The organism is Nocardiopsis sp. NPDC101807 (assembly GCF_044766605.1).
Lineage (GTDB): Bacteria > Actinomycetota > Actinomycetes > Streptosporangiales > Streptosporangiaceae > Nocardiopsis > Nocardiopsis tropica.
On sequence record NZ_JBIWMK010000015.1, the window covers coordinates 44,719 to 62,732 of the forward strand.

The following is an 18,014-nucleotide window of genomic DNA, read 5'->3' on the forward strand; positions in this document are numbered from 1 at the left end:
TTGGTTGTGCGCAACCTACCTGTCCCGCCCCAGCTCAGCTCACCGCTCGTCTCCCTCTCCCTGCCTGATGAGCTCTCCCCACCCGCCGTCGTTGATCTCGCACTCCAACCCGTACAGGGTGTGGCTCTCGCTGATGCGCGCTTCCCCGATGACGACCCGCCCCGGACCGGTCACGAGGAACGAGGCGACCCACGAGTACGAGACCGCCGGGACGCCCCTCGCCTGAAGCGCCCCGACCACCCACAGGCCCACCGGGTGCCACCGGACCGAGTCCTTCCACCCGACGATGCCGTCCGCTTCGAGCCGCCGCCCGAGCTGCTCCGTGGTCAGCCAACCCGCCTCCCCGAGGATCTCGTCCAGGGTGGCGTTCACATCCGGCCGCCCCAGACGTGGGGGAGCGGCGATAGTGTTCAGCATTAAGAATCCTTCTTCCCAACCGGTTGAGGTTTCGAGGCCCGGCGGGAGGTGGTGCTCCTGCCGGGCCGTCTCACATCTGGGCGTGCTTCAGGTACCGCCGGTACGCCTCGTAGGAGATGACCCCCGAGTCGACGTCGAGCATGTGCCCGTTGCAGATCGGCCCGTCGTCGCACAGCGCCCCGCACTCCGCGTCGTAGCCCAGCCTGTTCACCTCCACCACGCACGTCGTCTCCACGTCGGGCACCTCCTCCTGGACGTAGTAGCGGTCCTCGATGAGCGTCATGTGGGCCTCCTAGGCGTCAGCGGGCTTGGGCAGCAGGCTTTCGACCTCGCGGGCCCGCAGGGCGAGCACCACCAGGCGGTCGCGCATCACAGCCGCCGGACCGCCCGCCAGCGCCTCCGCGATCGTGGTCAGCTCCACAGCGGTGAAGCTTGACCGGACCAACGGCCCCCACGCGTCATCGACGTCCTCGTAGGTGCGCCGGGTCGGGTTCCCGGCGGCGGTCAGCACCAGGTCGCCGTCGTCGGACAGGTCGGTGTGCCAGGTGGTGCCGCGCATGTCGGTGTAGGTGGTTCCGATGGCGGCGAGAGCGATGGCGTCCATGGGTTCTCCTTGTTGGTGTTCGGGTTAGGCGGCGAGTGCGAGCAGTTCGGCGCGGGCGGCCTTGTACGTGTCCTTGCGGGGCTTGTAGTCGACGAGCCCGCCCATGACCTGCCCGAGGGTGTACCGGGTGCAGGAGCGGCGGATCCCGTCCTTCCGGACGAACCCCTTGATGCCGCCGCTGAGCTTCTTCCGCAGCGTCGCCGCCATCCCGGCCGCGGTCGCGTCGTCGACTCCGAGCGCTCGCAGGTGGCTCGCGATGGTCTTCAGTCCGGCCCTGTGAGCGTTATGGGCCACGGCCCGCTCGGCGACGTTGGCGCGGCGCTGGAGGCGGCGCATCTCCTTCTTGACGCGGGCTTCGGCGATGGTGGGGCGGCGCTTCATGGGGACTCCTTCAAGGCCAGTGGGGTCAGGCGGTCAGGTACTCGATGGCGCGGGCGGCGGACGGGCGGGCGAAGTACTTGCGGGCGGTGCGGATGCTGACCACACGCCCGTTGGAGGCGAAGTAGACGCTGACGTAGCCGCGCCCGTGCTTGCGGTAGGTGGTGACCCCGGTGACCCAGTCGCGCTTCTCGACGTGCCACCCGTAGGCCTCAGCGACGGCGGTGACACGCTGTTCGTTGCGGGAGATGTCGGCGGTCATCGTCATCAGGGCTCCTGTACTCCGTCGTGCTGATGTCTCCACTCTATAGATAGATTCTATGTATAGCAACAAGTCTTAGATCCTAATCTTAGAACCCACTGATAGAATCCAGACATGGAGACCCCGGACCGCGACTTCAAGCCCCTCCCAGAGCGCCCCGAGGGCAACGACCTAGACGACCTGAGCTGGGCCGCTGCCGCCTACGAGGCCGCCAACAACAACATCAAGGTCGCCATCGCCCGCGCGCTGGAGAACCCCGAGAACCCCACGGCCGAGGTGCAGAAGCGTGCACCGTTCAGCCAGGCCACGGTCAACAAGATCGCCCGTGACATGGGCGTCCCCAAGCGCAAGCCCGGAGGGCACAAGTGACCATCGTGGAGTTCGTCAACGCGCGCCTGGACGAGGAAGAGCGGGCGGCGAAGGCGGCTGCCGATGCCTCCGGTTACGACACCTGGCTCAGTATCGGCATCGAAGCCGGACCCGACGACGACGCGAAGTGGACTGCGATAGCTGACAGGTCGTGGGGCATCGTCGCCCCGCACCCCGAACCCCCGGACGACGACACCTTCTATGAGCTGGGCGGGGAACTGTTCCGGCAGCGGGGGAGTCGCGGCCTGACGGACCACATCGCCCGCCATGACCCCGCCCGGGTGCTGCGCGAGGTCGCGGCGAAGCGGGCCGTCCTCGCTCTGCACCAGGACGCCGGGATGGGCGACTGCGCGCACAGCAGCGACCCATGCCCTACCTTGAGGGCACTCGCCGCACCCTACGTCGACCACCCCGACTACGACCCCGCGTGGGCCGTCTGACCCACACCGAAGCCCGCCCCACTTCCCCGGGGCGGGCTTCCGTCATCCCCGCGGCACCGCCACATACGACTGGCCGGCCAGCTGCTCCACGTCGCCCCGTGGCACGTCGTCGACGCACCACCGCCACTGGTACGGCTCGCTGACCCCAGGCCGCACCTGGTACTGCTCAGCCCACCCCACACGCGCCGTGTCCGTACCAACCCACTCCAGCAGGTACGCGTACAGCCGCACGCCGGCCACAGTGGCGCGGACCATCGGTGGGGTGCGGTGAGTGGGCGGGGGCATCAGAGGTCGTCCGGGTCCAGGCCCAATGCCTCGGCGATCTCGTAGGCGCCCTCGGGTCCGACCTCGGCAAGGAGCTGCGCGAGCCACGTCTGGTCGTCCGGGGTCAGGGGAGCGTCATCCATGCAGGTGGTGTACCCGCTCAGGCCGACCCCGGACCGCCCCTGCGCGGCCTGACCGGGATGTCCGCCTGCACGTCCCCGTGTCGCTTCCACCGCTCAAGGTGAGTTCGGCACCACCCGCGCGTGACGTGCTTGCGACCACAACCGGGCACCTCGCACACCCGGTCCGGACGCGACCGGGAAGCGGCCAACGCCGTCTTCCGGCGAGTCTCCAGCGCTTGCGCCCGCAGCGGCTCCCGCGACGCCTTCAGGGACTCTTCCCGAGCCTTGCGGACGTCCCGTGCGGCCTCGAAGCGCTTCCACTCTGGGGAGTCCACCCGCTCGGATGCCTTCTCACTGAAGGTGCGCTGAAGGCCGGGGGAGACCAGCGGCGTCGACCTACCGAGCCCGTGCCGCTCCCGGTACTGGTCAGCGCTCATGCCGTGCTCGCGGACATGGCGTCCGAGGAACTGGCGCTCTTGGCCGCACTCGTGGCAGACGAGACCGCCGTCATCGCCCTTGGCGAGCTGTCCGTAGACGCCGTGGCCGTCCGGGTCGCCGTACTCCATCAGTCCTCCTACGTTGAAAGAGCGGTCCCGCCCACTTGCCCTGGGCGGGACCGCTGTCCACTATGGGTGGGTTGGCTACTCGATACGAAACTCGCTGGAGACTTCCTCCAGCAGCCTTCGAGCTCCACGGAACTTCAGAGCCTTTTCAAGCAGTTCCCGATCAGGGGCATTGCCCTGGGATGCTTCGCCAAGGTCGACGAAGGGCAGTCCGGATGCCAGCTTGTATTCGCGTACCCATCGGAGGGCTTCGGCTTTAGCTTCTTCGGAGGTACGACCGGAACGGCGCAACCCTGACTCCACTGCGCGGCCGATCTCCCACGCCTTGTTCGCCACCTTCCCCTTGAGAACCCGCACCCGCGAAGGCTCTCTTCTTGGCACGAAAATGATCTTCTTGTTGAAGCGGGGACGCTCGTGCATGATCGCGTCGCGTTCTGCCGCGAGGGCCTCTTCGCGACTCGGAAGCCACTTGGAATCCCACTTGGCCACCTGATCCCACCAGTCCTTGGTGGATGCGTGCTGGCTGAACCGGGCGCGCAGATCGCAGCTCGCCCCGATGTACAAGAGCTGGCCTTCGGCGTTGTAGAGCCGGTAGAGAGCCGTTCGGCCTTGCCTGTTCTTCATGCCTGGTTCACGCCCCCTGGCCCCTTGGTGAGCCCACGAGCATCAAGCGCGCTCAACGGCGGCGTACAGGGCGTTGTCGGCGACCTCCCACGGTCCGGTGCGGCGCCACCCGTTGGCTTCGAGGATGGCCTCGGCGGCGGCCTCGATGTCCCCCATGTCCGCGCCGACCTTCGCGGTGGTCTCGATCGGCCCCATGACCAGACGGTCGCTCATGCCCAGGATGGGGATCTCGTTGCCATCGTCGTCGACGTCCATGGCGATCACCTCCCGCTCGGCGACGGTCACGTCGGTGTACTCGCCGGCGACCACGTCGGACGCGGTGGCGACAGCTGCGACGTACCCGTCGGGGTTGGTGTAGGTCATGTGCTTCTCCTTGTACTCGTGGTAGAGCTGCCCGAGGCGGGCGGGTTTCATATCCAGGGTCTTTGCGGCGCGGGCTTGCGCGCCGGGCTTGTGGCGCCGGGCTTCCTCCTCGACGGCCTGTCCGACGATGCGGGCGCGCTCAGCGGCGAAGGGGTTGTTCTTGAGGTCGGCCAGTTGAGCGAGCACTTTGAGTGCTTCGGCGGGCCCGAGGGCGCGGATGCTGTCCCAGTCGATGAAGTCTTCGGCGTTGGGCTTGGTCATGTCAGGCTCCGTGGATCTCGTCGTGCTTGGCGAAGACGGCGGCGATGAACTCGTCGGTGACGGGGCGGACCGACACGATCTTGGCGGGGAGGATGAGCAGCTCACCGAGGTGGGCGTCGTGACCGTCCTCGTCGGAGTAATCGCCCTCGACTTCGACCAGGACGCAGTTGTCCATGTCGGGGCCGACGGTGGCCAGGTACTCGACGAGGTCCTCCTCGTCGGCCATGACGCTGATGCCGTAGCGGCTGTCCTCGACCTGGCGCTCGCCGTAGCACCGCCAGTGGGCTTCGCCGCGCAGGTAGTCGTCTTCTTGGCAGTCTTCGCAGCCCTTGCAGTCGCGCATCTCGTCGCCGCCCCAGTTGCAGGAGACCCAGTGGCTGGGGTCGAGGAGCTCGTTGTGATCGCGGGTGGCGCTGTCGATGCGGATCATCGGTGGCTCCTCGGGGCGTTGGTTCCTGCTGACACCTCTAAATATACCCATGCCTAGTTGTTCTGTCTAGCCATGGGTGTATTTTTTGTTGGAGGGAGCTCTGGCGGGCGAAAACTCCTGCCCGCGAAGCCGGGCAGGGTGCGCCCCGCTGACGTTGAGTCAGGCCAGCTGATGCCACCCTCGGTCCCAGGGTTGGCGCCCACGGGTCCTGGATCCCGCCACCCGAGCCGGGCGCCGCCCAGATCCAGCCGGAACGAGTTAGGGCCGCCCCCTTGGGGGCGGCCCTGTTTCGAGGGGCACGTCACCGGTCGCCCGAGGTCTCCAGTCCCGGACGGCCGTCATCCAGCCGAATCCCCCATAATGCGGTGACCGCTGTTAGTAATTACCGCACGACCGTAAATGATACTACGGAAGTCGTTGAGCTCATCCGCTTGTGTACCCGCCGTGCGGAATTCCAAAGCTATCGAACAAGAATAACGCCCAACCGAACTTGATCGAACGCTACCGAACAGTATAGAACTCAGCAGGACCCAAACAAGGACAGTGCGCAGATCCATCACTTACACCCCAGGACACCCCAGGCCAGCGCATTTCTCCAACATCCCAGTGGGAACCGCGCTCAGGATGAGGTAATTTCCTCGCATCGGCACTCCAAGTCACGTCCCTGCCCGACCGCGACGTCTCCAACGTCTAGGTGCGGTCTGCGCATAAAAGGGCCTTGTGGCCATCCAGCCGACTAAGAATCCTTCTTGTGAAAGGTCCGTGGTGACCGCTCATCTCTCTTTGGATTCCCTGACGGGTCGAATCCTCATCATGATCATCGTCGTGGGAATCGCGCTCGCCCTCCACCGCCAGGGGCACGACCTCGCGACATCCGTACTGCTCGCCGCCGTGGCCCTGGGCGTCGCAGCCGACATCGCGTCCCGGGTGAGTCCTCGGGAGGCGAAGTGACCGGCGACGCCTCAGGACCCCGGTACATCGTCAAGTCCGACGTGGAGCCCCGGAGCATCCGCGTCGACGCCGACGGCAACCTGTGGGGTGAAGTCCCCGTCATCCTCGTGCAGGGCCCGATTGGCGCGGACAAGGAAGCGCGTGTCTGGTCTCCCCAGGAAAGGGAATTTGTGTCATCAAAGTTCACTCCCGAAGTTCCCGACGACCTGCCCGGCGCGGGAATGAAGCCGGACCCGCTCGAAGCGAAGAGCGTTCCTGAGTTCATCGACCTGATGGGCAAGTACCGGCGGTGGGCGGGGTCGCCGTCGTACCGGGTGATGGCGAATCGCGTGGGCGTCCGATCGTCGTCTCGTTTCTGTGAGGCCCTCAAGTCGGACAAGCTACCGACGTTTGCACTGCTCAACGCCTTCGTTGTCTCATTGGAGGGCACGTCCGCTGATTTCCAGCGGTGGGCTTCGGCTTGGCGGGCCTTGGAGGGGCAGACTCCTGCCCGTCCGCGTCGGCTGCCGCTGGCGGAGGAGGCTGAGTAGGTCCTGGAAAACCCCCGCCCGCTGGGCTCAGTGGGCGGGGGCCTATCAGCCTTCGAGGTCTGCGATCTGGGTCGCACGATGGTAGTGCCGCAGGGCACGGTCCACACACCACCCGCTCGCCCGCCCGAAAACGGGTTCCAGGAGGTTGTAGAGACCGTCGCCGCGCCGCGCCCGGGGCCACCCGAGGGGCAGCCCGAGCCCGTACATGACCCGGTCGTAGAGACGGGGTAGACGAAGGGGCCACTCGAAGGGGGCGTGGGCGTGCCACCACAGGCGTCCGAGGATGCGGTGCCACCGATAGTGCAGGTCCATGGGGGGATGGTAGCGGCGGGGAACGGACCACCGGGGCACGGTCCATTCCCGACATGTGAAACCCCCGCCCGCCGTAAGGTGGGCGGGGGCCGGGCCCGCTACTTCTCTTCCCCGCGGGCCCTCCCCGGGGAGCCACCCCGGGGCCACCGCGCGCTATGCCCCTCGGGGCTCGCGCGGAGGTCTACTTGCGCTTCTCCTTGCGGTCCATCTCGGCGCCGAGGAGCAGCGCGGCCACCTCGATCTCGGCGTCGGACCGGCACGCATCGGAGCAGAAAGCCCCGGCGACCGATCCTGCGAAGCCCGACCCGGCGACCTTCCTGCCGCACTTGTCACAGGTCACGGGTCCCTCTCGTGGTACGTGGTGGGGGCGCCGCCCTCACTGCTTGCCTCGGCGCCCCCCGTGTCCGGCATCTGGCCGAACGTGTCGCCCCGCCCCTCGACGGTCGAGGCGACGTGTGGTCCCGCGCACCCGACAGCAAGGGAAGGTCGGTGCGCGGGAAACTCAGGACGCGGACACGGGAGGCCGCATCCACTTCGGGGTGTCCTCCGCCCGGCGCGGGGGAGCGGGCACAGGCAGCCGCCCCGTCCCCGGGATGCGCGCCCACCAGTGGTCGAGCACCGCCAGGTCCTCAGCGCGAACAGGGCGGTCGACCGGGCCGAGGTGGCGCGTGCGGAGCGCGAGGACGTGCTGGCCGCCCGGACGGGCGGGGATCTCGTAGCGGAACTCCCGCCCCTCGACCCGCACCCGCATGGCCGCGACCACGGCGCCGGCGCGCACCACCCGAAGGTCCACCGACCGCGGTGCGGAGTGGTCGGGAATCTCGATGACGGCGTCCAGGCCGGCGGCTTCCGCGGCGTCGACAAGGTCGAGCAGGGCCCGCTCCGTGACGGTGAGGCTGTTCACTGGTACCCCCTGGGTTAGGTACGTACCTAGACGTACCTCTACGAGGCGGCACGTACACCTAGACCTACGGTGCCGCCATGGAATTTGATCTTGGTCCGGACGATGAGCTTGACCACGAGGGCCCCGTGCCCGTCTACCAGCAGCTCGCCGCGATTCTAGAGGCTCGCATCCGACGAGGGGACTGGAAGGTAGGACGTGCGATCCCCTCCGAGAAGCAGGTGGAGCAGGAGTTCGGGGTGGCACGCAACACGGTCCGGCGCGCTGTGCGGCACCTAGCCGAGAGGGAGGTGGTGTACGTAGTTCCCCGCCGCGGCACGTTCGTGCAGGGGTAGCTCACAGCGCGTCCGCCTTGTAGGGGCCGCCGACGCGCACACCGGGGGAGCGCAGCCTCTTCTCCAGAGCCGCTGCGCTCTCCTCCATCAGTGTCGGCTCGACGTCGTCGACGAGCGCGGATCCCATCCAGTACCGGGGGGTGCGCCACAGGCGGTAGACGTCGCCGTACATGCGCTTGAGCCGAGCAAGCTCCGCGCCGTCCCTGTCCATCGCGTCCGCCGCCTCACCCAGTAACGCGGCCATCTCCGAGTGCGTCATGTGACCACCATCCGCCGCAAAAGCGCTGGTGGTGAAGGCGCGACACCTGGGACCAGGCGTGCACAAGGGGTGGGGGAGTGCACACCGGGAGTGCGTTTGACCAGGAACAACGTAGGCACACCCTGCTCGTGGCACACTGCCATCACCAACCCCCGGAGGAGCCGTGCCGCGCACCCCCAAGCAGCCCAACACCCAGCTCTCCGAGCTCCTGGACGAAGCCGGGATGCCCGCAAAGGGCCTCGCCCGGCGCGTGGTCGCCCGCGGCGACCAGCAAGGACTCAGCCTCGCCTACGACCACAACAGCGTGCGCCGCTGGCTCGACGGAGAACGCCCCCAACAGCCCACCCCGGCACTCATCGCGGACGTCCTCGCCGAAGCCCTGGGCCGCCCGGTCTCACCCTCGGACTGTGGCCTGCCTGCCGACGACGACCGCACGCTGGAGTTCCCGCTGGCATGGACAGCCGGGATCCACACCGCGGGGCAGCTCTACCGCGCCGACGTGGAACGGCGCCGCACACTCGGCTCCGGGTACTCGCCGGCGGCCTACCCGAGCGCGGCCACGAGGTGGCTCACCCACCCGCCCGGCGTGGAGCCTACACACCGCGGCCGGATGCGCGTGGGGCGCCCGGAGATCGACGCAATCAAGCAGATGACCCGCGCGTTCTACGACCTCGACAACCGGGTCGGTGGCGGCAGGATCCGCACCACGGTCGTCCAGTACCTCGACTCGAACGTCGCCCCTTTACTGCGCGGCACCTACACCAGCGAGATCGGCCGCGAACTGTTCTCCGCCGCCGCCGAGCTCACCAAGGCCGTGGGGTGGATGGCCTACGACTGCGAAGACCACGGCCTCGCCCAGCGCTACCTCGTCCAAGCCCTGCGCATGGCGCAGACCGCCGGAGACCACGGGCTGTGCGCGGAGATCCTCGCCGCCATGGGCCACCAGGCCACCTACATCGGGCGCGCCGGCGAAGCGGTCGATCTCGCACGGGCCGCACAGTCCGCGGCGGCCCGGTCAGGGCATCCGGCGCTGGTCGCGGAGTGCCACCTGATCGAGGCGCACGGGCACGCCGGGCTGTCGGACGCGCGGGCGACGTCGGGGGCGCTCAGGGCGGGGGAGAGGGCGTTCGAGAAGGATGATCCGGCGCCGCCGGACTGGCTGGCGTTCTTCGACGGCGCGTACCTGTCCGCGAAGATCGCGCACTGCTTCCTCGCCCTCGGGTCGGATGCACAGACTGCGGTGTACGCGGAGCGGTCGCTGGAGATGAACGAGGGGTATGTGCGCGGCAGGGTGTTCAACCTGCTGATGCTCGCCACCGCGCACGCGCCCGGCGACCCCGAGGAAGCGGTCCGGGTCGGGGACATCGCCCTGGGCCTTGTGGAGGGACTCCAGTCCAAGCGCGCCCTGTCGTACCTGCGGAGACTGGACCACCGGCTGCGCCCGCACGCGACTCGACCAGAGGTACTGGTGTTCCGCGAGCGGGCACGGGCCCTCACGTCAGGCTGAGCGCCCGGTACACGGCGACGACGGTGGACGCTCCGACGATCTCCCCGCGGGCGATCATGTCCACCGCGTCGTCGAGCGGGATCCACCGGATCTCCTGCGCCTCGTTGATGTCCGGGACGGTGTCGGTGGCGTCGGCGCCGCGGGCGAGGTAGATGATCTGCGGTTGGTCCACGGACCCGATGGCGGGCTGGAACGTCACCAGGTGCTCCATCGTCTTGGGGCGCCACCCGGTCTCTTCCTCGACCTCGCGTGCCGCCGCCAACGCGGTGTCCTCGGCGGTGTTGACGTAGCCGCCGGGCAGCTCCCACACCCACTGGTCGATGATGAACCGGTGCCTGCGCATCAGCAGAACCTCGCGGTCCTCGCTGATGACCAACGTCATCGCCGCTGGAGGCATCTTGACGACGTACTGGGTGAAGGACACCCCGTCGGGGAGAGTGATGTCGACGGTGCTGAGCCTGATGTGCCTGTTCTCGTCCACGAGCTTCTCGCCGTGGATGGTCCACTGGGTAGTCACACCGGCACCTTAGCGGGCCGTCACTCCTTCCCGGTCAGCTCGGACAGGCCGTCGCGGTGGTGCAGCCGCCAGCGGGCCCCGTTCGCGTCGGTGAACTCCACGTAGACCTCCAAGGGAGATGACTCGACTGTCCAATAGAACCGTGCTGACTCGCTGGGCGGAAGCACGGGAATGCTGTCCACGCCCGCGGTCCGCTCGAAGTTCGCTACGTGGCACCGTGGCCAACTGCCGTTGTCCACCGCTACCTTCACGTCCCGAATGCGGTCGTTGCTGAGGTTGGTGACAGCAAACCGGATGTGCTCGGTGTGAACCCGTGCGCCAGAACGCGCGAGGAGGTTGGACACGAGCTGTGCGTCGTCCGGATCCATCCATCCACGGAACGGCAGGAGACGAATCTGGCGGGCTTGATCCTTGCGGCGCTCTTCGAGCTCTTCGATCAACAACTGGCGGTCGTCACTGCGGTGCTGGGCCTCGTCGGCGAGGCTGTGCATGGTTGCATCGAGGACCTCAGACTGCTTCTCTGCGAGGTCGATGGTCTTGGTCAGCGAGGTGTGCTGCTTGCTGATGAGGACGATCGCGATGATGAGGGTGCCGGCGCCGCCGACTGCTGCGACGATCCCGGAGATCGCCCCGATCCAGTCGGTGATGGTGGGGGCTGATGCGACGTCCATGGGACTCTCCTGCTGTTGGGGTTCCCCGATCCTGCCACGCACCTGAGACGCCCCGCATGCGGACGGGCCCCGCCGTGAGGCAGGGCCCGGCTTGTGGGGGTTCAGACTGGTCCGGCCTGACCAGCGTCGTTCCACGCCATGGTGCCGTCAGTGTGCCATCCGGCGTGTCCACGAGGTTCGTGACACCGTCGGGGCTCGGTTGCAGTGTGGGGGAGGTCGGTCCAGGCTGTGCTGTCACAGGGCGCGGTGCTCACTTCGTGTACTCCTTCGGTGGTGGGCGTGACCCCTCGCGAGGCAGGGCCCGGGTTACTTCTTCCGTGCTCGCAGCCGCTCCCGGAGCCTCATCTCCCGCAGGCAGTACCCGCAGTCCACGGGGGTGTCGTCAGGGAGGAAGGCCGCGGACAGCGCACCCCAGTCGATGATGAGGATCCTGTAACACTCGGTCCAGTCGTCGCGGTCGGGTTGGGTTTCGTGGACGGTCGGGTCGAAATGCTGGCGGACTCTCACTGCCCCTCCCAGTACTCGACTTTGATGCCCACGCTTTCCGCGTAGGCAATCTCGCTGCTGACCGCGTGCCCGATGCTCCCGTCGGGCTTCCTTACGACCGCCACCAGGTCGCTCATGCGGTGGTGGGTGTCGGTGAGCTCCGCCATCTCCTCGGGGGTGGCGTCCCGGCCCATGGGGAGCGGCGCGAGAACGGCGTGGCTGGCGAGGGTGAGCGCACGGTCGGCACACACGAGGAGCTCGGGGTGGGACACGCTGCCGCACAGGGTGATGATCACGCCTCCTCCCCGGCGATCTCGCGGGCGCGGGACAGGGCGGCCGACTGATCCTCGTGGCGTTCGGTTGGCTCCCAGGACCGGACGGTCCACGAGCCATCACGGGTGACTTCCGCGAAGCTCTCCAGGCCGTCGCCGAAGATGAACACGGTCGCGTGCGAGAGGTCGTCCTTGAGCTTCTTCACGTACTCACCGCGTCGGTCCATGACCCGCTTGGCGTCGGTGAACTCAGTGCGCCAGTGGCGAACCTCCCCCCGCAGCTTCTTGTTCTCCTCCTCCAGCTCCCGGAGGCGGGCGGCGGCGTCCAGCCGTTCCCGGTCCCGCCCTTCCCACAGGTCGGCTTGCTCGCTGAGCTGCCGGTTCTCCTCGTCGCGGCGTCGCAGCCGGTCCACGAGCTCAGCTTCACGGCGTCGGGCCACAGCGAGGTCGCCCAGGAGTCGGGTGGTGCGGGCCTGTTGCCGGTCGTAGACGCGCCGCCAGTCGGTCACGGTCATGGTGTCGAGCGGGTCCATCACTGCTCCCCTCTCATGTCCTTGATGGCTCGCAGGTATCCGTGGTCCCAGGGGTCGTCGCTGTAGTCCTTCCGGGCTTTCACTTCGAGCTCGGCCAGGCGGGCCTCGAACGCACCCATCGCGGCGTCGGCGTACCGGGCGGCACTGAGCGGCTGCCCGGTGTCGGCGCACATCTGCGCTTCGACGATTGCCTCCGCGATCTCCTCGCGCATCCCCATCACGGCTCTCCCTTCTTCTTGCACTTCTCGCACGTCACGGGCACGTCGTCGCTGGACGCAGGCGGGATGTCCCCGTCGATGTCCGCGCTGAACCCGCACGCCGTGAGCACGGTCCGGTGCGCGAGGTCGAGGCGAGCGGCGTGCACGTCGCCGTCCAGAACACGGAAGGCCCCGTGCTGAGTGAGCTGAACTCGGGAGGGGAAGGTGGAGCGCAGGTCCATCACTTCTCCTCGTTGGTGAGTGGCCCGAAGAAGTCCTCGACCTCTTCGCGGGTGAGTGTCCGTCCGGTCTCGGCGTTTTGGAGGAGGGTGATCTCCTCCCACGCCTCTCCATCGCGGTCGTAGACGACCATCACGACTCCTCGGAGGACAGGGCGGCCACGCACGCCGGGCAGGTGACGGGGGCGTCATCGCCGTGGTCGAGGGTGCGTCCGCTGAACCGGACGGCGTGAATGGTGCGGCCTTGGTGCTCGAAGGGGAGTTCGGCCCGGCGGTTGAAGGTGGTCAGGTCCACGGTGTCTCCTCGGTATGGTGTTCCCGGGCCGCCCCTGATTCGAGCAGGGGCGGCCTCCTGCGTGCGGGGTCAGGCGGGAGCTGAGTCGTAGTCGTGCACCTCACGGGCGTGGCCCAGGGCGCTCGCGTGCGCGTCATCCTCCGTCGATGCGAGTCCCCACTTGGAGCAGGCGCGGTCGACTAGGCCCAGCTTGATGCGGTTCTTGCAGAACCAGATCCAGGGGTAGCGAGGGCTGCCGTTGTCGGGGCGGACCATCCAGGGCTTGTCCACGGTGATCTTCTCCGTAGTGTTGTTCCGGGCCGCCCCTGATTCGAGCAGGGGCGGCCTCTTGCGTGCGGGGGTCAGGCGCACCGGCGGTTGAAGTTGATGGACTTCGTTCCGAGCGCGACCCGGGCGAGCTCTGCGGGGCTGTCGGCTCCGTCCGCGATGGCCTGAAGCACGTCGGCATACAGGTCGTCTTCCGCGGAGTGGGCAACTTCGTCGTCCCCTCGGAGGTTGTTGACGTAGTTGACGCGGCTGGCAACGTCCTGCGGGGTCATCGGGGGCTCCTTTGTCTACGGGCTGTAGACATCCATCGTATGCGACACTCCCAGGAATTGTCCACTGCGTGTAGACAAGCTAGCCTTGGAGGATGATCCCCGGATACCTGACGATCGCCGGCGTCGCAGAGCGCCTCGACGTGAAGCCCGCAACCGTGCGCCGCTACCTGCACAGGGAAGACATGCCCCCGCCCGACGAGCGTGTCGGCCAGTCGCCGCTATGGAAGGAAGCCACGATCGAAGCGTGGGAGAAGGAGCGTGCGTCGGCGTCGTGGAACCGGAAGAAGTGACGCGCTGACGTGCTCGGAGCCCCCGCCCGTCGGGGGCTTTCGCCGCTGTGATGCACGTGCACACAAGGTAAGATGGGGGCACAAAGGTGGTAGCAAAGTGGTAGCATTGTGACATGGCCAAGGGTGAGAGTAGAGAGTCGTTGAACCTCCGCGTTCCTTCGGATCTGAAGCGGAAGGTCGAAGCTCATGCCGAACGTATGGGCATCTCAATCAACGCCGCTGCGTGCGTGCTCCTCACTGAGGCCCTGCGGACCGAGCGCAAGCGCGACCGATGATCCGCTCGTTCAAGTTCCTGATGCGCCCAACGCGCCGCCAGCAGATAGCGCTCTCGGCGATGCTGGCCGACCACTGTGCGTTGTACAACGCCGCCTTGCAGGAACGCCGGGACGCCTACCGCCACCCCTCCAAGACGCGCATCAAATACGGCGGCCAGTCTGCTCAGCTCAAGGAGATCCGCCAAGCCGATCCTGAGGGGCAGGGGCGTTGGTCGTTCAACTCGCAGCAGGCGACGCTGCGCAGGCTGGATAAGGCCTTCGCTGCGTTCTTCCGTCGCCTCAAGGAGGGGAAGAAGCCCGGCTACCCACGCTTCCGCCCTCGGGCGCGGTTCAACACCGTTGAGTTTCCTCAGGATGGCAACGGGTGCCGTTGGGACAGTGCATCGCGCCTTGCTGACCCTCGTGTCCGCTTGCAGGGCATCGGACATGTCCGGGTCCACCAGCACCGCAAGGTCACTGGTCGGGTCAAGACGGTATCGGTCAAGCGGGAGGGCGGTCGCTGGTACCTCATTCTGGTCTGCGACCAGGTGCCCACCAAGACCGTGCCCGCGACGGGCGCCGTCGTAGGGATCGACATGGGTGTCGCGTCGTACTTGACCACCAGTGACGGCAAACATGTTCCCAACCCTCGCTACGGCAAGTCCGCTGCCGAGGAGCTGGCGCAAGCTCAGCGCGAGTTAGACGCCTTCTCGCGATGCAAGGCCAAGAGCCGCACAAAGAGGCACCGGAACGCTGCCTCTAAGGTCTCTAGGCTGTACCGCCGGGTAGCCCGTCAGCGCCTCGATTACGCGCACAAGACGGCGCTGTCCCTCGTTCGGGACTATGACCTGATCGCGCACGAGAAGCTTGAGATAGCGAACATGGTCAAGTCCCCCGACCCCCGACCGAATCCTGAACAGCAAGGCTCGTTCCTACTCAACGGCGCCCGAGCCAAGGCGGGGCTCAACCGTTCGATCTCGGATGTGGGTTGGGGGGTGTTCCTCGGAATCCTCGCGTTCAAGGCTGAAAGCGCCGGTCGCATTGTGATCCCGGTGAACCCCCGCAACACCTCACGCACGTGCCCACAGTGCGAGCACGTAGCCAAGGAGAACCGTATCCGCCAAGAGGAGTTCCGTTGCGTAAGATGCGCGTTCACCGCACACGCTGACGTCGTCGGAGCAACCAACGTTCTCAGGGCTGGGCTGGCCCTCTACGACACCGCTTAGGTGCCGCAGGAAGCCCGCCGATTCAACGGCGAGTGGAGTCACAAAGCGAGCCCGCCCGGACGACGATCCCGAGTCGGGCGAATGACGCAAAACCCCAGTAGACTGGGGATATAACCAAAAAGAGCGAGCCCGCACGACGCGCCAACGTCGATACGGGCTCTGACCACCTCACCTGTCTTCACCAGGAAGGGCGGCTAGGCATGAAGCTTAGCTACAGCATACCCGGATACACGAACCGGGTCAGTGACTCGCGAGTCACAGCCGTGTACCTCCCCAAGGGAGGCGCGCGATGATCAACCCCGGCGACACCGTCGACTCCAAGGGCAAGCCCATCCCGTTCGTCTTCCGATGGCGCTCCCTTGTCCGAGTCCTCCTCTTCGAGACCAGCGTCAAAGCGGTCGCCCTCGTGGCCGCTGAGTACGCCGACTTCGACACGGGCGCGAACTGCCGCCCCGGCAACAACGCCCTCATGCGTGAGACCTCCCTCGGGGACCGCAGCGTCCGCAATGCCTGGGCCGTCCTACGCGACGCCAAGATGGCCGAACGCGTCCACAAGGGGTCCTCCTACAAGGGCGAGTCCGACGTCTACCAGCTCCACATCCCCGAGAACTGGAAGGGCTACCCCATCCTCGGACCGAACCGGGGACCCTTCACCTGCCAGTACTGCGGCGGGGAGTTCAACCCCGTGGGCAACTGCGTACTCAAGGGCGGCAGGGCTTCCGCGAAGTTCGAGAAGTTCCTCTTCTGCCCCGAGCCCCGTGGAGCCAACGGGCGCGACGCCGACTCCTGCTACCGACTCTGGTCCGAGCGGCAGGCCAACGGCGGGTCGGCGGGCCTGGACGCGATGCCGCTCGTTGAGAGGTTCGAGCTGTTCCGCAAGGCGCGCGACGACGACTGGTAGCGGCACTGATTGCCGGTACCGGCAATGGTTGCCAGAAGTACCGGCACTGATTGCCGGTAATAGCGGCACTGATTGCCAGAAGTGGCGGCAGTCAGTGCCGCCCACCAGACCACCAACCAGACCAGTTCCAGACCATGTATCAACTCCGCGCTCGCTTCGCTCGCTTGGGTCGAATCGCAAGCGATCCGACGCGCGAGACGCCATCATCAGCAGCAACAATGACGACAGGAGCAGCATGACCACCCCTATCGCCCCCATTGAGACCACTTACGCCAACACCCGCTTCCGGTCTCGCCTGGAGGCTCGCTGGGCCGTGTTTTTCGACCACCTCAACGTCAAGTGGCTGTACGAACCAGAGGGATACATCCTCGGCAACGGAGACCAGTACCTCCCTGACTTCTGGCTCCCGGGCCAGCAGGTGTGGGTCGAAGTGAAAGGTGCCCCCACCTCAAAAGACATGGAGCGCCTTCGCGCGGCCACCGCGATGGACGGCCTTCCCGTCGTCTACGGCGACGCGCGGCGTCCATGCGACGTCATCGACGAAACCTGGCCAGCCGAGATTCCGGGGCACAACAGGATCCTGCTCCTAGGCAACATCCCCGATCCAAACAACACCGGCCTCCTGTGCGGCTGGCTGCACTGGATGACCATCCTCGACGCCAACGGTTCGGGTCTGCACACCGTGTTCAGGGACGTGGGAGCGCCGACGGAATGGATCTACCGGCCCCTGCGGTGGAAGGAGCTGGAATCCTTCGATGGTGTTACCGGCCCGACGGCGCTCTCATGGGCTGAGACAACGGCATATCTGGCGGCTCGGTCGGCGCGGTTCGAGCATGGAGAGAGTGGCTGCACTCTCGAACAGTGCGTTCTGTGCCCCTGCGGCCATGAGCGCCCGAAGTTGGTTTGTGACACCTGCTGGCCGCGCGGCTGACCAACGGGCCCGTCGGGTGACCTCCGGCGGGCCCATCAGCGATCATGAGCGCAGGAGGCCCCCATGACCCTCGCCGAACAGACCGCTGCCCGCGCCACGGGCGAACCCCGCGAGTGCGCGGAGTGCCGACACAAGATCTGGCCTCACCCCGACAAGCGCGGCCACTGGATCGCCGCCGACGGGTCCACCCTCTGCCACGAGTGGAGCGTGCTCGGTGGGTACTGCCCGCCGGACCACGTGCCGAAGGCGCGCCGCCGGATCTGAACCCCCCGGGGCCCGTCCGCGCGTCGGGCGGGCCCAGCCCGGCAGGTCACAATCAGAGCAGGAGGAACACCATGCGACAGATCCCACTACGCGGCGGCCCCTTCGACGGAGCCACCGTGCCATCCATCGACATCCGCAACGGCCGATACACCGTCACCCACCTCCACGAAGCCCCCGGCGTCAGCCTCACCCCTGAACCAGACTCAGTCATCGACGTGTGCATGCCCCCGCAAGAGACCGCCGCCTACGAGCTGCGCCGCACCTACACCCCGGAGTACACCGCCACCCGCAACGAAGCGATCAGGCTGCGACGCGAGTACGAGGCCGCATCCGAGGAGGAGCGCCGCGACATGGTGAGCATGCTGAGCCGTGTGGAGGAGCATCTGCTGTGGTTCAGCGAGGTGAACTCGCGGGTGGTCGCGGAGGAGTGGCTGGAGTACACGGGCCGAGCCTGACCCTCGGGGCATCGGCCGTGTGCCGGCGCCCCACACCCACGCAAGACGCACC

The 18,014-nt window shown here is 67.1% G+C and carries 39 protein-coding genes; 13 read left to right on the forward strand and 26 right to left on the reverse strand.

Going from position 1 to position 18,014, the window contains the following annotated elements:
* Positions 1 to 39 precede the first annotated feature (39 nt).
* The 5 genes from ACIRPH_RS31165 to ACIRPH_RS31185 all read right to left on the reverse strand — a co-directional run bounded on the left by ACIRPH_RS31165 (position 40) and on the right by ACIRPH_RS31185 (position 1,667).
* Positions 40 to 417, reverse strand: coding sequence for a hypothetical protein (locus ACIRPH_RS31165; RefSeq protein ID WP_402921062.1), 378 nt, complete (start codon positions 415 to 417; stop codon positions 40 to 42).
* Between the two features lie 70 nt (positions 418 to 487).
* Positions 488 to 700 carry a hypothetical protein gene (locus ACIRPH_RS31170; protein WP_402921065.1) on the reverse strand — a complete coding sequence of 71 codons (213 nt, stop codon included), beginning with the start codon at positions 698 to 700 and terminating at the stop codon, positions 488 to 490.
* Positions 701 to 709: 9 nt separating this feature from the next.
* Entirely contained in the window at positions 710 to 1,021 is a 312-nt protein-coding gene (locus ACIRPH_RS31175; protein ID WP_402921067.1) for a hypothetical protein, read from the reverse strand.
* 24 nt (positions 1,022 to 1,045) lie between these two features.
* Positions 1,046 to 1,402, reverse strand: a complete 357-nt coding sequence (locus ACIRPH_RS31180; protein ID WP_402921069.1) for a hypothetical protein — start codon at positions 1,400 to 1,402, stop codon at positions 1,046 to 1,048.
* A 25-nt stretch (positions 1,403 to 1,427) separates the two neighbouring features.
* On the reverse strand, positions 1,428 to 1,667 hold the full coding sequence (locus tag ACIRPH_RS31185; RefSeq protein WP_402921071.1) for a hypothetical protein: 240 nt from the start codon (positions 1,665 to 1,667) through the stop codon (positions 1,428 to 1,430).
* A gap of 108 nt (positions 1,668 to 1,775) precedes the next feature.
* On the opposite strand from ACIRPH_RS31185, the gene ACIRPH_RS31190 reads away from it, so the two are divergent.
* Positions 1,776 to 2,030: a hypothetical protein gene (locus ACIRPH_RS31190; protein WP_402921073.1), complete on the forward strand. Its 255-nt coding sequence runs from the start codon at positions 1,776 to 1,778 to the stop codon at positions 2,028 to 2,030.
* Positions 2,027 to 2,470 carry a DUF6221 family protein gene (locus tag ACIRPH_RS31195; protein ID WP_402921075.1) on the forward strand — a complete coding sequence of 148 codons (444 nt, stop codon included), beginning with the start codon at positions 2,027 to 2,029 and terminating at the stop codon, positions 2,468 to 2,470. The genes ACIRPH_RS31190 and ACIRPH_RS31195 overlap by 4 nt, the downstream gene beginning before the upstream one ends.
* A 42-nt stretch (positions 2,471 to 2,512) precedes the next feature.
* On the opposite strand, the gene ACIRPH_RS31200 is transcribed toward ACIRPH_RS31195, so the two are convergent.
* From ACIRPH_RS31200 to ACIRPH_RS31225, 6 genes are all read right to left on the reverse strand, one after another.
* Positions 2,513 to 2,701, reverse strand: a complete 189-nt coding sequence (locus ACIRPH_RS31200; protein WP_402921077.1) for a hypothetical protein — start codon at positions 2,699 to 2,701, stop codon at positions 2,513 to 2,515.
* A 53-nt stretch (positions 2,702 to 2,754) separates the two neighbouring features.
* Positions 2,755 to 2,877, reverse strand: coding sequence for a hypothetical protein (locus ACIRPH_RS31205; protein ID WP_402921080.1), 123 nt, complete (start codon positions 2,875 to 2,877; stop codon positions 2,755 to 2,757).
* A gap of 17 nt (positions 2,878 to 2,894) precedes the next feature.
* Entirely contained in the window at positions 2,895 to 3,422 is a 528-nt protein-coding gene (locus tag ACIRPH_RS31210; protein WP_402921082.1) for a MucR family transcriptional regulator, read from the reverse strand.
* Positions 3,423 to 3,497: 75 nt separating this feature from the next.
* Positions 3,498 to 4,043: a GIY-YIG nuclease family protein gene (locus ACIRPH_RS31215; RefSeq protein WP_402921085.1), complete on the reverse strand. Its 546-nt coding sequence runs from the start codon at positions 4,041 to 4,043 to the stop codon at positions 3,498 to 3,500.
* A gap of 42 nt (positions 4,044 to 4,085) precedes the next feature.
* Complete coding sequence (locus tag ACIRPH_RS31220) at positions 4,086 to 4,667, reverse strand: hypothetical protein (protein ID WP_402921089.1); 582 nt, start codon at positions 4,665 to 4,667, stop codon at positions 4,086 to 4,088.
* A 1-nt stretch (position 4,668) separates the two neighbouring features.
* Entirely contained in the window at positions 4,669 to 5,097 is a 429-nt protein-coding gene (locus ACIRPH_RS31225) for a hypothetical protein (protein ID WP_402921092.1), read from the reverse strand.
* Between the two features lie 813 nt (positions 5,098 to 5,910).
* Between ACIRPH_RS31225 and ACIRPH_RS31230 the strand changes: the two genes are divergently transcribed.
* Positions 5,911 to 6,048 carry a hypothetical protein gene (locus ACIRPH_RS31230; RefSeq protein ID WP_402921095.1) on the forward strand — a complete coding sequence of 46 codons (138 nt, stop codon included), beginning with the start codon at positions 5,911 to 5,913 and terminating at the stop codon, positions 6,046 to 6,048.
* Positions 6,045 to 6,578, forward strand: coding sequence for a hypothetical protein (locus tag ACIRPH_RS31235; RefSeq protein ID WP_402921098.1), 534 nt, complete (start codon positions 6,045 to 6,047; stop codon positions 6,576 to 6,578). The genes ACIRPH_RS31230 and ACIRPH_RS31235 overlap by 4 nt, the downstream gene beginning before the upstream one ends.
* Positions 6,579 to 6,623: 45 nt before the next feature.
* Here ACIRPH_RS31235 and ACIRPH_RS31240 read toward each other — a convergent pair whose 3' ends face one another.
* The 3 genes from ACIRPH_RS31240 to ACIRPH_RS31250 all read right to left on the reverse strand — a co-directional run bounded on the left by ACIRPH_RS31240 (position 6,624) and on the right by ACIRPH_RS31250 (position 7,794).
* Positions 6,624 to 6,890, reverse strand: coding sequence for a hypothetical protein (locus tag ACIRPH_RS31240; protein ID WP_402921101.1), 267 nt, complete (start codon positions 6,888 to 6,890; stop codon positions 6,624 to 6,626).
* Positions 6,891 to 7,071: 181 nt separating this feature from the next.
* Entirely contained in the window at positions 7,072 to 7,230 is a 159-nt protein-coding gene (locus ACIRPH_RS31245) for a hypothetical protein (RefSeq protein ID WP_402921104.1), read from the reverse strand.
* 162 nt (positions 7,231 to 7,392) lie between these two features.
* Entirely contained in the window at positions 7,393 to 7,794 is a 402-nt protein-coding gene (locus ACIRPH_RS31250) for a hypothetical protein (RefSeq protein WP_402921106.1), read from the reverse strand.
* A 77-nt stretch (positions 7,795 to 7,871) separates the two neighbouring features.
* On the opposite strand from ACIRPH_RS31250, the gene ACIRPH_RS31255 reads away from it, so the two are divergent.
* On the forward strand, positions 7,872 to 8,126 hold the full coding sequence (locus ACIRPH_RS31255; RefSeq protein ID WP_402921109.1) for a GntR family transcriptional regulator: 255 nt from the start codon (positions 7,872 to 7,874) through the stop codon (positions 8,124 to 8,126).
* A gap of 1 nt (position 8,127) precedes the next feature.
* Here the strand turns inward: ACIRPH_RS31255 and ACIRPH_RS31260 are convergent, their stop codons facing one another.
* Positions 8,128 to 8,385, reverse strand: coding sequence for a hypothetical protein (locus ACIRPH_RS31260; protein WP_402921112.1), 258 nt, complete (start codon positions 8,383 to 8,385; stop codon positions 8,128 to 8,130).
* Positions 8,386 to 8,548: 163 nt separating this feature from the next.
* Here ACIRPH_RS31260 and ACIRPH_RS31265 point away from each other — a divergent pair, with 163 nt between their 5' ends.
* On the forward strand, positions 8,549 to 9,892 hold the full coding sequence (locus ACIRPH_RS31265; RefSeq protein ID WP_402921114.1) for a hypothetical protein: 1,344 nt from the start codon (positions 8,549 to 8,551) through the stop codon (positions 9,890 to 9,892).
* On the opposite strand, the gene ACIRPH_RS31270 is transcribed toward ACIRPH_RS31265, so the two are convergent.
* The 11 genes from ACIRPH_RS31270 to ACIRPH_RS31320 all read right to left on the reverse strand — a co-directional run bounded on the left by ACIRPH_RS31270 (position 9,879) and on the right by ACIRPH_RS31320 (position 13,641).
* On the reverse strand, positions 9,879 to 10,409 hold the full coding sequence (locus ACIRPH_RS31270) for an NUDIX hydrolase (RefSeq protein WP_402921117.1): 531 nt from the start codon (positions 10,407 to 10,409) through the stop codon (positions 9,879 to 9,881). The genes ACIRPH_RS31265 and ACIRPH_RS31270 overlap by 14 nt on opposite strands.
* 20 nt (positions 10,410 to 10,429) lie before the next feature.
* Positions 10,430 to 11,080 (reverse strand): hypothetical protein, encoded by a 651-nt coding sequence (locus ACIRPH_RS31275; protein WP_402921120.1) that lies wholly within the window; start codon positions 11,078 to 11,080, stop codon positions 10,430 to 10,432.
* A gap of 306 nt (positions 11,081 to 11,386) precedes the next feature.
* Positions 11,387 to 11,587, reverse strand: a complete 201-nt coding sequence (locus ACIRPH_RS31280) for a hypothetical protein (RefSeq protein ID WP_402921122.1) — start codon at positions 11,585 to 11,587, stop codon at positions 11,387 to 11,389.
* On the reverse strand, positions 11,584 to 11,862 hold the full coding sequence (locus tag ACIRPH_RS31285; RefSeq protein ID WP_402921125.1) for a hypothetical protein: 279 nt from the start codon (positions 11,860 to 11,862) through the stop codon (positions 11,584 to 11,586). Before ACIRPH_RS31285 ends, ACIRPH_RS31280 begins: the two co-directional genes overlap by 4 nt.
* Positions 11,859 to 12,371, reverse strand: coding sequence for a hypothetical protein (locus ACIRPH_RS31290; RefSeq protein ID WP_402921128.1), 513 nt, complete (start codon positions 12,369 to 12,371; stop codon positions 11,859 to 11,861). The genes ACIRPH_RS31285 and ACIRPH_RS31290 overlap by 4 nt, the downstream gene beginning before the upstream one ends.
* On the reverse strand, positions 12,371 to 12,613 hold the full coding sequence (locus ACIRPH_RS31295; RefSeq protein ID WP_402921131.1) for a hypothetical protein: 243 nt from the start codon (positions 12,611 to 12,613) through the stop codon (positions 12,371 to 12,373). Before ACIRPH_RS31295 ends, ACIRPH_RS31290 begins: the two co-directional genes overlap by 1 nt.
* Positions 12,589 to 12,810 carry a hypothetical protein gene (locus ACIRPH_RS31300; RefSeq protein ID WP_402921134.1) on the reverse strand — a complete coding sequence of 74 codons (222 nt, stop codon included), beginning with the start codon at positions 12,808 to 12,810 and terminating at the stop codon, positions 12,589 to 12,591. The genes ACIRPH_RS31295 and ACIRPH_RS31300 overlap by 25 nt, the downstream gene beginning before the upstream one ends.
* Positions 12,810 to 12,941, reverse strand: coding sequence for a hypothetical protein (locus ACIRPH_RS31305; protein ID WP_402921136.1), 132 nt, complete (start codon positions 12,939 to 12,941; stop codon positions 12,810 to 12,812). The genes ACIRPH_RS31300 and ACIRPH_RS31305 overlap by 1 nt, the downstream gene beginning before the upstream one ends.
* The gene (locus ACIRPH_RS31310; protein ID WP_402921138.1) at positions 12,941 to 13,102 is read right to left on the reverse strand and encodes a hypothetical protein; all 162 of its coding nucleotides are present in this window, start codon (positions 13,100 to 13,102) and stop codon (positions 12,941 to 12,943) included. The genes ACIRPH_RS31305 and ACIRPH_RS31310 overlap by 1 nt, the downstream gene beginning before the upstream one ends.
* Before the next feature lie 69 nt (positions 13,103 to 13,171).
* Positions 13,172 to 13,453, reverse strand: a complete 282-nt coding sequence (locus ACIRPH_RS31315; protein WP_402921141.1) for a hypothetical protein — start codon at positions 13,451 to 13,453, stop codon at positions 13,172 to 13,174.
* Positions 13,444 to 13,641, reverse strand: coding sequence for a hypothetical protein (locus ACIRPH_RS31320; protein ID WP_402921144.1), 198 nt, complete (start codon positions 13,639 to 13,641; stop codon positions 13,444 to 13,446). Before ACIRPH_RS31320 ends, ACIRPH_RS31315 begins: the two co-directional genes overlap by 10 nt.
* Positions 13,642 to 13,733: 92 nt before the next feature.
* Between ACIRPH_RS31320 and ACIRPH_RS31325 the strand changes: the two genes are divergently transcribed.
* The 7 genes from ACIRPH_RS31325 to ACIRPH_RS31355 all read left to right on the forward strand — a co-directional run bounded on the left by ACIRPH_RS31325 (position 13,734) and on the right by ACIRPH_RS31355 (position 17,962).
* A complete protein-coding gene (locus ACIRPH_RS31325) occupies positions 13,734 to 13,931 on the forward strand; it encodes a helix-turn-helix domain-containing protein (RefSeq protein WP_330158728.1) in 198 nt (65 codons plus the stop codon).
* 113 nt (positions 13,932 to 14,044) lie between these two features.
* A complete protein-coding gene (locus ACIRPH_RS31330; RefSeq protein WP_402921148.1) occupies positions 14,045 to 14,206 on the forward strand; it encodes a toxin-antitoxin system HicB family antitoxin in 162 nt (53 codons plus the stop codon).
* Positions 14,203 to 15,411: an RNA-guided endonuclease InsQ/TnpB family protein gene (locus ACIRPH_RS31335; protein ID WP_402921150.1), complete on the forward strand. Its 1,209-nt coding sequence runs from the start codon at positions 14,203 to 14,205 to the stop codon at positions 15,409 to 15,411. The genes ACIRPH_RS31330 and ACIRPH_RS31335 overlap by 4 nt, the downstream gene beginning before the upstream one ends.
* A gap of 289 nt (positions 15,412 to 15,700) precedes the next feature.
* A complete protein-coding gene (locus ACIRPH_RS31340; protein WP_402921153.1) occupies positions 15,701 to 16,312 on the forward strand; it encodes a hypothetical protein in 612 nt (203 codons plus the stop codon).
* Between the two features lie 235 nt (positions 16,313 to 16,547).
* Positions 16,548 to 17,243: a hypothetical protein gene (locus ACIRPH_RS31345; RefSeq protein WP_402921156.1), complete on the forward strand. Its 696-nt coding sequence runs from the start codon at positions 16,548 to 16,550 to the stop codon at positions 17,241 to 17,243.
* Positions 17,244 to 17,306: 63 nt separating this feature from the next.
* Complete coding sequence (locus tag ACIRPH_RS31350; protein ID WP_402921159.1) at positions 17,307 to 17,507, forward strand: hypothetical protein; 201 nt, start codon at positions 17,307 to 17,309, stop codon at positions 17,505 to 17,507.
* A 71-nt stretch (positions 17,508 to 17,578) separates the two neighbouring features.
* Positions 17,579 to 17,962, forward strand: coding sequence for a hypothetical protein (locus ACIRPH_RS31355; protein WP_402921162.1), 384 nt, complete (start codon positions 17,579 to 17,581; stop codon positions 17,960 to 17,962).
* The last annotated feature ends 52 nt before the right edge of the window (positions 17,963 to 18,014 follow it).

Bases quoted from the DNA above. Each gene is read 5' to 3' on its own strand.
- ACIRPH_RS31165 (WP_402921062.1), bottom strand. From the start codon at position 417: ATGCTGAACACTATCGCCGCTCCCCCACGTCTGGGGCGGCCGGATGTG.
- ACIRPH_RS31170 (WP_402921065.1), bottom strand. From the start codon at position 700: ATGACGCTCATCGAGGACCGCTACTACGTCCAGGAGGAGGTGCCCGAC.
- ACIRPH_RS31175 (WP_402921067.1), bottom strand. From the start codon at position 1,021: ATGGACGCCATCGCTCTCGCCGCCATCGGAACCACCTACACCGACATG.
- ACIRPH_RS31180 (WP_402921069.1), bottom strand. From the start codon at position 1,402: ATGAAGCGCCGCCCCACCATCGCCGAAGCCCGCGTCAAGAAGGAGATG.
- ACIRPH_RS31185 (WP_402921071.1), bottom strand. From the start codon at position 1,667: ATGACGATGACCGCCGACATCTCCCGCAACGAACAGCGTGTCACCGCC.
- ACIRPH_RS31190 (WP_402921073.1), top strand. From the start codon at position 1,776: ATGGAGACCCCGGACCGCGACTTCAAGCCCCTCCCAGAGCGCCCCGAG.
- ACIRPH_RS31205 (WP_402921080.1), bottom strand. From the start codon at position 2,877: ATGGATGACGCTCCCCTGACCCCGGACGACCAGACGTGGCTCGCGCAG.
- ACIRPH_RS31210 (WP_402921082.1), bottom strand. From the start codon at position 3,422: ATGGAGTACGGCGACCCGGACGGCCACGGCGTCTACGGACAGCTCGCC.
- ACIRPH_RS31215 (WP_402921085.1), bottom strand. From the start codon at position 4,043: ATGAAGAACAGGCAAGGCCGAACGGCTCTCTACCGGCTCTACAACGCC.
- ACIRPH_RS31220 (WP_402921089.1), bottom strand. From the start codon at position 4,667: ATGACCAAGCCCAACGCCGAAGACTTCATCGACTGGGACAGCATCCGC.
- ACIRPH_RS31225 (WP_402921092.1), bottom strand. From the start codon at position 5,097: ATGATCCGCATCGACAGCGCCACCCGCGATCACAACGAGCTCCTCGAC.
- ACIRPH_RS31230 (WP_402921095.1), top strand. From the start codon at position 5,911: ATGATCATCGTCGTGGGAATCGCGCTCGCCCTCCACCGCCAGGGGCAC.
- ACIRPH_RS31240 (WP_402921101.1), bottom strand. From the start codon at position 6,890: ATGGACCTGCACTATCGGTGGCACCGCATCCTCGGACGCCTGTGGTGG.
- ACIRPH_RS31255 (WP_402921109.1), top strand. From the start codon at position 7,872: ATGGAATTTGATCTTGGTCCGGACGATGAGCTTGACCACGAGGGCCCC.
- ACIRPH_RS31260 (WP_402921112.1), bottom strand. From the start codon at position 8,385: ATGACGCACTCGGAGATGGCCGCGTTACTGGGTGAGGCGGCGGACGCG.
- ACIRPH_RS31275 (WP_402921120.1), bottom strand. From the start codon at position 11,080: ATGGACGTCGCATCAGCCCCCACCATCACCGACTGGATCGGGGCGATC.
- ACIRPH_RS31290 (WP_402921128.1), bottom strand. From the start codon at position 12,371: ATGGACCCGCTCGACACCATGACCGTGACCGACTGGCGGCGCGTCTAC.
- ACIRPH_RS31300 (WP_402921134.1), bottom strand. From the start codon at position 12,810: ATGGACCTGCGCTCCACCTTCCCCTCCCGAGTTCAGCTCACTCAGCAC.
- ACIRPH_RS31305 (WP_402921136.1), bottom strand. From the start codon at position 12,941: ATGGTCGTCTACGACCGCGATGGAGAGGCGTGGGAGGAGATCACCCTC.
- ACIRPH_RS31320 (WP_402921144.1), bottom strand. From the start codon at position 13,641: ATGACCCCGCAGGACGTTGCCAGCCGCGTCAACTACGTCAACAACCTC.
- ACIRPH_RS31325 (WP_330158728.1), top strand. From the start codon at position 13,734: ATGATCCCCGGATACCTGACGATCGCCGGCGTCGCAGAGCGCCTCGAC.
- ACIRPH_RS31330 (WP_402921148.1), top strand. From the start codon at position 14,045: ATGGCCAAGGGTGAGAGTAGAGAGTCGTTGAACCTCCGCGTTCCTTCG.
- ACIRPH_RS31335 (WP_402921150.1), top strand. From the start codon at position 14,203: ATGATCCGCTCGTTCAAGTTCCTGATGCGCCCAACGCGCCGCCAGCAG.
- ACIRPH_RS31340 (WP_402921153.1), top strand. From the start codon at position 15,701: ATGATCAACCCCGGCGACACCGTCGACTCCAAGGGCAAGCCCATCCCG.
- ACIRPH_RS31345 (WP_402921156.1), top strand. From the start codon at position 16,548: ATGACCACCCCTATCGCCCCCATTGAGACCACTTACGCCAACACCCGC.
- ACIRPH_RS31350 (WP_402921159.1), top strand. From the start codon at position 17,307: ATGACCCTCGCCGAACAGACCGCTGCCCGCGCCACGGGCGAACCCCGC.
- ACIRPH_RS31355 (WP_402921162.1), top strand. From the start codon at position 17,579: ATGCGACAGATCCCACTACGCGGCGGCCCCTTCGACGGAGCCACCGTG.